The sequence below is a fragment of the Paracoccus wurundjeri genome, assembly GCF_030678915.1.
In the GTDB taxonomy this organism is placed as follows: Bacteria; Pseudomonadota; Alphaproteobacteria; order Rhodobacterales; family Rhodobacteraceae; genus Paracoccus; species Paracoccus onubensis_A.
This window is the reverse complement of the sequence record NZ_JAUUTZ010000020.1, coordinates 77,974-87,516: the sequence shown is the minus strand read 5'-3', so window position 1 is coordinate 87,516 and position 9,543 is coordinate 77,974. Positions and strand designations below refer to the sequence as shown.

Annotated in this window: 10 protein-coding genes; 4 read left to right on the top strand and 6 right to left on the bottom strand. The window is 60.1% G+C overall.

Annotation, left to right across the window (positions count from 1 at the left end; all coding sequences use genetic code 11):
- Positions 1-125: 125 nt before the first annotated feature.
- Positions 126-578, bottom strand: a complete 453-nt coding sequence (locus Q0601_RS17950; protein WP_119747557.1) for an Hsp20 family protein — start codon at positions 576-578, stop codon at positions 126-128.
- 578 nt (positions 579-1,156) lie between these two features.
- On the opposite strand from Q0601_RS17950, the gene Q0601_RS17945 reads away from it, so the two are divergent.
- Entirely contained in the window at positions 1,157-1,918 is a 762-nt protein-coding gene (locus Q0601_RS17945) for a DUF599 domain-containing protein (protein WP_305291266.1), read from the top strand.
- On the opposite strand, the gene Q0601_RS17940 is transcribed toward Q0601_RS17945, so the two are convergent.
- Positions 1,839-3,023: an MFS transporter gene (locus Q0601_RS17940; protein WP_305291265.1), complete on the bottom strand. Its 1,185-nt coding sequence runs from the start codon at positions 3,021-3,023 to the stop codon at positions 1,839-1,841. The two genes, Q0601_RS17945 and Q0601_RS17940, sit on opposite strands and share 80 nt — an antisense overlap.
- A gap of 93 nt (positions 3,024-3,116) precedes the next feature.
- On the bottom strand, positions 3,117-3,515 hold the full coding sequence (locus Q0601_RS17935) for a hypothetical protein (protein WP_305291264.1): 399 nt from the start codon (positions 3,513-3,515) through the stop codon (positions 3,117-3,119).
- 55 nt (positions 3,516-3,570) lie between these two features.
- Between Q0601_RS17935 and Q0601_RS17930 the strand changes: the two genes are divergently transcribed.
- Complete coding sequence (locus tag Q0601_RS17930) at positions 3,571-4,344, top strand: alpha/beta fold hydrolase (protein ID WP_305291263.1); 774 nt, start codon at positions 3,571-3,573, stop codon at positions 4,342-4,344.
- Positions 4,345-4,408: 64 nt separating this feature from the next.
- On the opposite strand, the gene zapA is transcribed toward Q0601_RS17930, so the two are convergent.
- The 3 genes from zapA to Q0601_RS17915 form a co-directional block, all read right to left on the bottom strand.
- Complete coding sequence (gene zapA / locus Q0601_RS17925) at positions 4,409-4,771, bottom strand: cell division protein ZapA (protein ID WP_305291262.1); 363 nt, start codon at positions 4,769-4,771, stop codon at positions 4,409-4,411.
- Positions 4,772-5,395 carry a hypothetical protein gene (locus tag Q0601_RS17920; RefSeq protein ID WP_305291260.1) on the bottom strand — a complete coding sequence of 208 codons (624 nt, stop codon included), beginning with the start codon at positions 5,393-5,395 and terminating at the stop codon, positions 4,772-4,774. It lies immediately after the preceding gene.
- 106 nt (positions 5,396-5,501) lie between these two features.
- Positions 5,502-7,178 (bottom strand): BCCT family transporter, encoded by a 1,677-nt coding sequence (locus Q0601_RS17915; protein ID WP_305291259.1) that lies wholly within the window; start codon positions 7,176-7,178, stop codon positions 5,502-5,504.
- Between the two features lie 351 nt (positions 7,179-7,529).
- On the opposite strand from Q0601_RS17915, the gene Q0601_RS17910 reads away from it, so the two are divergent.
- Both Q0601_RS17910 and Q0601_RS17905 read left to right on the top strand, forming a co-directional pair.
- A complete protein-coding gene (locus Q0601_RS17910; RefSeq protein WP_305291258.1) occupies positions 7,530-8,186 on the top strand; it encodes a potassium channel family protein in 657 nt (218 codons plus the stop codon).
- Complete coding sequence (locus Q0601_RS17905) at positions 8,183-9,529, top strand: TrkH family potassium uptake protein (protein ID WP_370656150.1); 1,347 nt, start codon at positions 8,183-8,185, stop codon at positions 9,527-9,529. Before Q0601_RS17910 ends, Q0601_RS17905 begins: the two co-directional genes overlap by 4 nt.
- Positions 9,530-9,543 lie beyond the last annotated feature (14 nt).

Genomic DNA, 9,543 nt, shown 5'->3' with positions numbered 1-9,543 from the left:
CCCCCCCCCCCCCCCCCCCCCCCCCCCCCCCCCCCCCCCCCCCCCCCCCCCCCCCCCCCCCCCCCCCCCCCCCCCCCCCCCCCCCCCCCCCCCCCCCCCCCCCCCCCCCCTTCGCGAAACACCGATCAGGCGTCCAGCTTCTCGACCTTGGGGGCCGATTTGGCGATCTCGATCCGGCGAGGTTTCAGCGCCTCGGGAATCTCGCGCACGAGGTCGATATGCAGCATGCCATCGACATGGCTGGCGCCATCGACACGAACATGATCGGCAAGGGTAAATTTGCGCTCGAAAGCGCGGGTGGCGATCCCGCGATGCAAATAGTTGCGGTCTTCGTCCTCGGTAGCTTTCTTCGCCGAAACGATCACAGCGCCGTCACGAAGTTCGACACTCAGGTCATCGGCACTGAATCCGGCCACAGCGACCGAGATACGGTAATTGTCATCACCGGTTTTCTCAATATTATAAGGGGGATAAGTTGGCGCAGCCAGATCGGCGGTAAGCGCACGATCCATGACATCGGCCAAGCGGTCAAACCCCACGGTGGCACGATAAAGCGGAGCCAGGTCAAGATTACGCATCAGTCACATCCTTTCATAAGCGATGCTATATCGATTGCCCCCCGGTGACCGGGCGGGCGGTTTACCCGCGCCATTCCGGCCGCGGATGGCAAAAATCTGGTGATGGATTCGGCGGTTTCAAGGCCTTGTACAAAGTTTTCCCATCATCTTGACCCGTTTCCCGCATCGGGCTTTGATGGCAGCCTGTCCCTGCCCGGTATTCCAGGACAATCACAGGCAGGAAACTCATATGGTCCATCGCGCAATGCCAGATCGCGCGGCTTCAACACAAGGATATTGCGGTCCGGATGTCTGGCGCGGATAACGGGGACCGACATGGCGAGGTATGGCATGCACGGATTTCGGCGCTGGCTGAACTCGTGGTCGCAACGGAGGGCCGAGAAGAACCGGCGCTTCAAGATTCCCTGTCATCTGGGCGTGACAGGGATCACGGCGGATAGCATGGAAACCGAACAGGACAGTTCCGATCGAATGCAGAATAAACGGCACTCCGATAGGCGTTATACCCGTGATATAGTGAACACCCGGATCGGCAAGACATCCGGCAGGCACGATTAATCGCAATTCTGGACCCAAGCATGCTCACGGATATTCCCTTTGCCAATAACCTGACCATACCGGATCTTGTGGCCGTTCTGCTGTTCTTCACGGCATGGCTTGGCGTGGGCTGGATCATCGAGAGCCCTCCCGCCGGAAAGCCCTCGGTCTCGGTGCTGATGATGCGTTATCGCCGCGAATGGATGAAGCATTTTGTCACCCGTGACCCGCGCATCTTCGACGGCAATATCCTGTCCAGCCTGCGCGACGGCACGGCATTTTTCGCCTCGGCCTGCATGATCGCGATCGGCGGCACTTTAGCCCTGATCGGCAATACCGACCGGCTGCGCAGCATCGTTCAGGGGCTGGAACTCGAACAGGGCAATACGCTTTTGTGGGAGTTCAAGCTGCTTGTACCGATGTTTTTCGTGGTGAACGCATTTCTGAAATTCGTCTGGTCCCACCGATTATTCGGCTATTGCGCGATCATGATGGCGGCGGTTCCGAATGAGATCGATCATCCGATGGCGCGTGAACGCGCCTCTCAGGCAGCAGAACTGAATATCACCGCCGCCCGCAGTTTCAATGCCGGGTTGCGCAGCGTCTATTTCGCGCTTGGAGGGTTGGCGTGGCTTGGCGGGGCATGGGCTCTGATTGCGGCGACAATCATCGTGTTCTACGTGACCTGGCGGCGCGAGTTCGCCTCGAATTCGCGCCGGGTCATCATGCGCAGCCTTCCGGTGCCGCAGTTGCCCGATCCTGCCAGACCGCCAGCGTCAACACCACCGCCCCCGCAGCCGTAAGCGCAATCCCGACCAGTCCCGGGGATCGCCAGCCCCATCCGGCGGCAAGCGCCGCGCCCGCCAGAAACGGGCCCAGGGCATTGGCGGCGTTGAATGCCGCATGATTCATGGCGGCGGCCATGCTTTGCGCGGATCCTGCCACATCCATCAACCGGGTCTGCAAGGGGATGACCAGTCCCGAGCCCGCCGCCAGAAGGAAAGAGGAAAGGATCATCAGCACCCAATCTCCGACTACCATTGCCGCGAAAGCCTGCGTCACGCCCATGGTGGCAAGGCTGATATAAGCCGTGCGGATATGGCCCAGCCGCTCGGTGATCAGACCGACTGCCCAGGTACCAAGCGTGCCGCCCATCCCAAAGGCCGCAAGCGCCAAAGGAATCGCCCATCCCGGCGCATCCGTCGTCGCCAGCATCGCCGCCGTCAGGAATGCATAGACCGCAAACAACCCGCCGAAACCGATAGCCCCTACCGCCAGCAGCCAAAGCACCCGCGGATTGCGCAGCGCCTGCAACTCATCCAGGGGTCGTGCATCGGGATTTCCGCCCACGCGGGGCGCCAGCCGCAGGATCGTCCAGGCAGAGATCAAGGCAAGCAGCCCAGGCAGCGCAAATCCCCAGCGCCAGCCGATCCCCTGCCCCAAAGCCCCGGCCAGCGGCACGCCGGCGATATTTGCGACGGTCAGCCCCAGAATAATCTGCGCGGCTCCCCTTGCCCGATGTTCGCGCGGCAGAGCATCTGCCGCATAAAGCATCGCCACGCCCAGGAAACCGCCATGCGGTAACCCGGCCAGAAACCGCGTGCCGGTCAGGACTGCCAGCCCGGGCAGGACCGCAGCCAGCAGGTTCATCACTCCGTAAAATGCCATCAGTACCGCAAGATAGCGCCGGCGTGGCAGCCTGGCCCCAAGGATCGAGGTCAGCGGCGCACCGACCACCACACCCAGCGCATAGGCACTGATGACATGTCCGGCCTGAGGCTCGGTCGCTCCAAGATCGGCGGCGAAATACGGCAATAGCCCCATCGCCGCAAATTCAGAGGTACCGATCGCAAACGAGCCCAATGCGAGGGCCAGAATGGCAGGCCGCAAATTCTGCGAATCACTCATCGAGCATCCTTTCTGCTTCGGCGCCACAATCATGCTGCGCCGCAGCATTGGCAAGGCATATCACAGACAAGGCTGCATTGCAGGAATTGCAGATCAAAGATATCCGCGTTCGACCAGAAGCCAGATCACAACCGCAGCGACTACGATCAGGCCAAGGGTCACAGAGGCAGCAAAATTCAGGAGCCGATTGCGCCAGCGGCTCATCCCGCCCAAAGGCAACAGATAATCGGTCAGGGAATTGTAAGCCCGGCTAATGGCGTTCAGATCCATCTGACGGGCGATCTTCGGTTGCGCGCTATGCAATTCCGCCTCGGCCAGAACTCTTGCCGCCCGCCGCTGTTTCCGCGGCAGAGACCCGCCCCGGCGGCGCAGCATCACCTGCATGTCCGGCATTTCACCCCGCCGTATCCCGCCAAGTCGCTCGGCCATCAGGCGCGCGATCTCGTGGCTCATTTCACGGACATCATCGATTGAATGTGCATTCCGGCTCATGGCAATGTCATAAACGGGATGGCAAGGACGCGCCAGACATCTTAGGATCACAGATATGAAGCTGCATTTCACCGTTTCCGGGCAGGATCAGGGCCTGCCGATATTGCTGGTGCATGGTCTGTTCGGACGAGGGCGGAATCTCGGCGCGATCGCTCGCCGGCTCAGCGAACATCGCAGGGTCATCCTTGTTGATCAGCGCAATCACGGCGACAGCCCCCACACTCCCGATCACAGCTATGCCGCGATGGCGGGTGATCTGGCCGAGGTGATCGAGGCACAGGGCGGACGCGCCGATCTGGCCGGGCATTCGATGGGCGGCAAGGCCGCCATGATGCTGGCCCTGACCCGTCCCGAGCTGATCCGCAAACTGGTGGTAATGGATATCGCGCCAGTAACCTATGACCATAGCCAGACCCATCTGATCGATGCGATGGAAGCCATCGATCTGAACGGCGTGGATCGCCGCAGCGAAGCCGACCGCAGACTGGCCGAGCATATCCATAGTGACGGATTGCGCGCGTTTCTTTTGCAATCGCTCGATCTGAAATCCGATCCGCCGCGATGGCAATTGAACCTGCCGGCCCTGCGGGACGACATGGACCGGGCGACCGGCTGGCCCGAGGATCTGCCGAAAGGCAGTTTCGACGGCCCGGCCCTGTTCATGAACGGAGCCGAGTCTGATTACGTGGATGATGCGGGCGAGGCCGCGATCCGCAGCTATTTCCCGCAGGCCCGATTACTGCGCATCAAACATGCGGGACACTGGATGCATGCGGATGCACCCGAAGCGGTCGCCGAAACATTGGCGGCATTTCTGGGCAAGGGTTAACGCGGCCGTCTCCGGTCAGTGGCCATCACATCGGATGTCCGGTGACGAAGGCAGATGAAGGATATCAGCCCGCCCGCTGCTCCTCCAGCCGCTCGGCCAGGGATTCGGCGCGAGCGGCAAGTTCGGCCATCGCTTCCTTCAGATCTGCGGGAATGACCGGCACCTCAACCCGCGCCGGATTGGATTGCAGCCGGTTGGCAAGGCGTTCGGCCTTCTCCGCCCGGGCTTCCAGCGATACGAAACGGTCCGCCAGCATCAGACCAGCAAGCAGCAGAAGGCGCGGTTCCGGCATACGCCCCGCTTGCTCGAGGATTTGCCGCGCTTCGTTATCCAGCACCGCGGCAGCCCGTTCAAGCAACCGTTCTTCGCCATCCTGAGCGCGAAGCTGGTATTCCTTGTGGCCAATCGTGAATTCCACTTCCGCCATTTACTTGTCCTCCTGCCCGGTATCGTCACCGTCATTGGATGCATCATCGTAAACCGCGGAAAAGACACCCTGCCGATTCTCGGCAGCACCGCCCGCCCCGGTCCGATCCGCATCCCCTTCCGTGTGCCCACCGGATGCCGATACCCCATCATCATCGGGCAGCAGCCTTTCAAGTTCCATGATGATATCACCAAGGTTGGAAATCTCGGCAGCACGCGCCGCACGCAACGCTTCCAGTTCGGCCTCCAAAGCCTGCCGGATCGAGGTAACCGCATCCGCATCGCCCTGCCCCGAGACAGTCTCGATCAGGGCCTGGTTGGCCGCAGCCAGATCGTCATTCGCCGCTGCAAGCCGGGCCGCCTGCTCGCCCGCGTCTGCGAGACGTTCGTCAACCGCGGCCTCGGAAGTTGTGGCAGCGACGGATTCTCCTGCCCGGCGCAATTCGTCGATCTCGGCGCGGAGTTGCGCATTCTCTGCCCTTACCGCTGCGAGTTCTTGGCTAATATCCGGATCCGGGATGACAGCTCCGGTTCTTTCCCCCGGAAAAACGCTCGAATCCAGAAGCTGATCCATCCGGTCGAGTGCAGCGCTGAGGCGGCGTTCACTGGCGGCAATATCGCTCATCTTGGCAGTCCTTCGGAATCGTTATTCCCGGTTTTCGCACCCATAAGACAATAAAACAAGAACGGGCAGGAAAATCCCGCCCGTTCCGATCTCTAAGAAGGTAAATTCAGGCAAGTTCTCGCCGCTCTGCAAGCAGCCCTTTGACCGTCGCCCAGCTTGCGCCAAGCAGCACCAGCGTAAAGGGCAAGCCGGTCGAAACCGCCATCGCCTGCAAGGCGCCCAGACCGCCGCCCAACAACAAGGCAAGCGCCACGACACCCTCGATCGTGCACCAGAAAATCCGCTGCGGAACCGGCGCATTGACTTTGCCACCCGCCGAGATCGTATCGATCACCAATGAACCGGAATCGGACGAGGTCACGAAGAATACGATGACCAGAATGATCCCCACCGCACTGGTGATGGTGGTCAGCGGCAGATGCAGCAGCATCTCGAATAACTGGATTTCCAGCGCCGCGTCGCCGATGGTGCTAATCCCTTCGATCGTCTTGGTAATCGCGGTGCCGCCAAGCGCAGTCATCCACAGAACCGAGATCAGCATCGGCACGATCAGCACGGCGATCAGGAATTCGCGCACGGTGCGGCCACGCGACACGCGGGCGATAAACATGCCGACAAAGGGAGACCAGCTGATCCACCATGCCCAGTAAAACGCCGTCCAGCCATGGCGGAAATTGTCGTCATCGCGCCCGAACGGATTCGACAGTGGCACGATTTCCTTTGCATAAGCACCCAGGCTGCTGAAGAAACCGCCGATAATCTCGCCGGTTGGTCCGACCAGGATGATGAAGAACAACAGTATTACCGCCAAACCCATATTCAGCTCGGACAGGCGCTTGACACCTTTTTCGACGCCAAGGACCACCGACATGGTTGCCACGGCGGTAATCGCTACAATCAGAACCACCTTAGCGGTATCGCTTGCTTCAAACATGCCAAGAAACGCGAACCCGGCCGCTGCCTGCTCGGCCCCGATACCCAGCGAAGTCGCAAGACCGAACAGGGTCGCCAGCACTGCCATTACATCGATAATATGCCCCGGCCAGCCCCAGACGGACTCCCCAAGCAACGGATGGAATACCGAGCGCAGCGTCAAGGGCAGGCCCTTGTTATAGGCAAACAGCGCAAGCGACAGCGCCACCACAGCATAGATCGCCCAGGGATGAAGCCCCCAATGGAAGATCGTCGCCGCCATACCCAGACTCCGCGCGGCAGCCTCGTCCCCGGCGGCGCCGCCAAGAGGCGCCCAATCCGTCCGCACGCCGTTTTCCACGACCGGGCCAGTGAAGGCGGCCTGGAAATGCCCCAGCGGTTCGCTGACGCCATAAAACATCAGGCCGATGCCCATACCGGCAGCAAAAAGCATCGAGAACCAGCCGATCATCGTGAAGTCTGGCGTTGCTTCGGGCCCGCCCAGGCGGACCTTGCCCAGAGGCGTCACGATCAGCCCAAGGCAAAGCAACACAAAGATGTTGCCTGCAATCAGGAAGAACCAGTCAAAAGTCGATGTTACCCAATCGCGCACTCCTTCGAATGCCACCTGCACGCCACTTACCTGCTCCGCGCCGTCTATCGGCGGAACGGATGTAGCAAATTGCAGGATGATCGTAATGGCCGTAAAGAGAACAACCGCGCCTGCGGAAATCACAAAGACCGGATTATGAATATCGAACGGAAACGGTGCTTCACCCTCGATATTATCCTGTCCGACCTGAAATGATGTCTTGATGATCTCGGTCGGCCCTTCCGGCGCTGGCATAGCCTCTTGGCCAGTATCGGGCATTGGCTCCGGTTCGTGGCGACCGCTCAGAACTTCGCGTTCTCGCCGCTCATCGCCGGGGCGGCCTTTATGTCCCTTTTTAGGGTCCTTACCGGGCGGGTTTGGAGTTTGATCTGACATGCGTCCCTTTCTCATTATGTGTCGATCGGGTCGATTCAGCGTTGCTATCGATCGGAAAACCTCACACAACGCTCACTCACTATTCACATTCGTATCACAATGACCCAGGGGCTGCAAAAAAAGCCAAAATAACGACATGTTAGACGGCAGAAGCGACTCTACCCCGCTTCGTCTTGACCTTTCTTGCAGCGCAGATCCAGAATGCAAGGCATTTGACATTCGGTCGGGGACCCGATGGGCAAACAAAACAGAACTTTCGTCGTAGTCGGCCTTGGCTCTTTCGGCGGTGTGGTCGCAACCGAGCTGGCGCGATTCGGAAACCGGGTTCTGGGCATCGACAAGGATCACCAACGGGTCGCGACGCTGGCCGAACAGCTTTCGAATGTCGTTATTCTGGACGCCACGGACGAAGGCGCACTACGAGAAGCCGGGGCGGGGCAATATGATGTCGGGCTGGTCTCGATCGGCAACGATCTGGAAAGCAGCATTATTGCCACCATGAATCTCCGTCTGATCGGGGTAGAAACGGTCTGGGCCAAGGCGCTGAACCGCACCCATCACCGCATTCTTTCGAAGATCGGCGCGGACCGGGTCGTTCTGCCTGAAACCGAGATGGGACAGCATACCGCGCAAATGCTGAACAACCCGGCGGTGCAGGATTACATCAATCTGGGCAACGGTTTCTCGGTGGTCAATCTGCTGATCCCCGAAAGGCGGGAAGGCGGGAAGCTTTCGGAGCTGCCGTTCGGCGAGGGGATTACCGCATTGGGCATCATGCGTGGCACCGAATATGTCGATCTGCACGGGGAGGATCCGGGGCTGCTGACCAATGACCGGCTGCTGCTGCTGGGCAAACGGGCGGAGCTGACGCAATTCGGCGACCAGCTGTGACGCCTCGCCTGCGCCGGGCTGTGCAATCCTGGCTTGGACGGACACCTCCGCCCGCCGTGCTGGCCATTTCCTATATGACGCTGATCTTTCTGGGCGCGGCGGCCCTGAAATTACCATTCATGACACATGAGGCGATCAGTATCAGCGATGCGCTGTTCACCTCGACCTCGGCGGTCACCGTGACCGGACTGGCAGTGATCAATACTGCGGAAATGCTGACATTCTGGGGTCATCTGGTGATCCTGCTGCTGATACAGCTTGGCGGGCTGGGGCTGATGACCTTCGCCGTGCTGGTCCTGACCGCTTTGGGTGTCCCGCTGGGCATCACCCATCACACCTATCTGCGCGAGGATCTGAAACAGACTTCCTACAAGCGGCTGATCCAGCTCGTAAAAACGATATTCCGTGTCGTGCTGTTGGCAGAGATTGCCGGTGCGTTACTGCTATGCTTGGCCTTCGTTCCCAGCACCGGACTGGGACCGGGGCTGTGGCATGCGATCTTTCATTCGATCTCGGCTTTCAACAACGCGGGATTCTCGACCTTTCCGCAAGGGCTGACAGCATATGCGACCGACCCCGTAGTGAACAGCGTGATCCCCCTGCTCTTCATCACCGGAGGCATCGGCTATGTCGTCATCTCGGATATCTTCCACCAAAGATTCTGGCACGGCTGGTCGCTGCATACGCGGCTGATGCTGGTTGGAAGCGCCGCGCTGATCGTGGTGGGCGTAGGATTGACCGCCCTTCTGGAATGGAACAATCCGCACACGCTTGGAGCCTATGACAGCGTTGCGGCGCGTATGACATTGGCATGGTTTCACGGAGTGACGCCGAGAAGCTCGGGTTTTGTCACCATCGATACCGGCGCGTTGCATGAGTCGACCTCGCTTCTTTACATGGCATTGATGGTGATCGGTGGCGGATCGACCTCGACGGCCGGAGGTATCAAGGTCACGACACTTGTGGTCATGCTGCTGGCAACGCTGGCTTTCTTCCGCCGCCGGACCGAAATCTGGGCCTTCGGGCGCTCGATCGGGCTGGAAGAGGTGCTGAAGGTCATGGCGCTGATCGCCATTGCCGTCGTTCTGGTGTTTTCCGCAACATTCCTGATGCTGGCCACCCAGGATGGTGATTTTCTGGCGATCGGTTTCGAGGTTGTCTCGGCCTTCGGAAATGCCGGCCTGTCACGCGGGTATACATCAGAACTGGATGGATTAGGCCGGACAATCATCATCATGATAATGTTTCTGGGACGGGTCGGACCTCTGACGCTTGGCTTCTTCCTTGCCGCGCGGGTGACACCCCGCGTCCGCTATCCGGAAGGTCAGGTGCATCTTGGCTGATGGCCGCGCCCGTC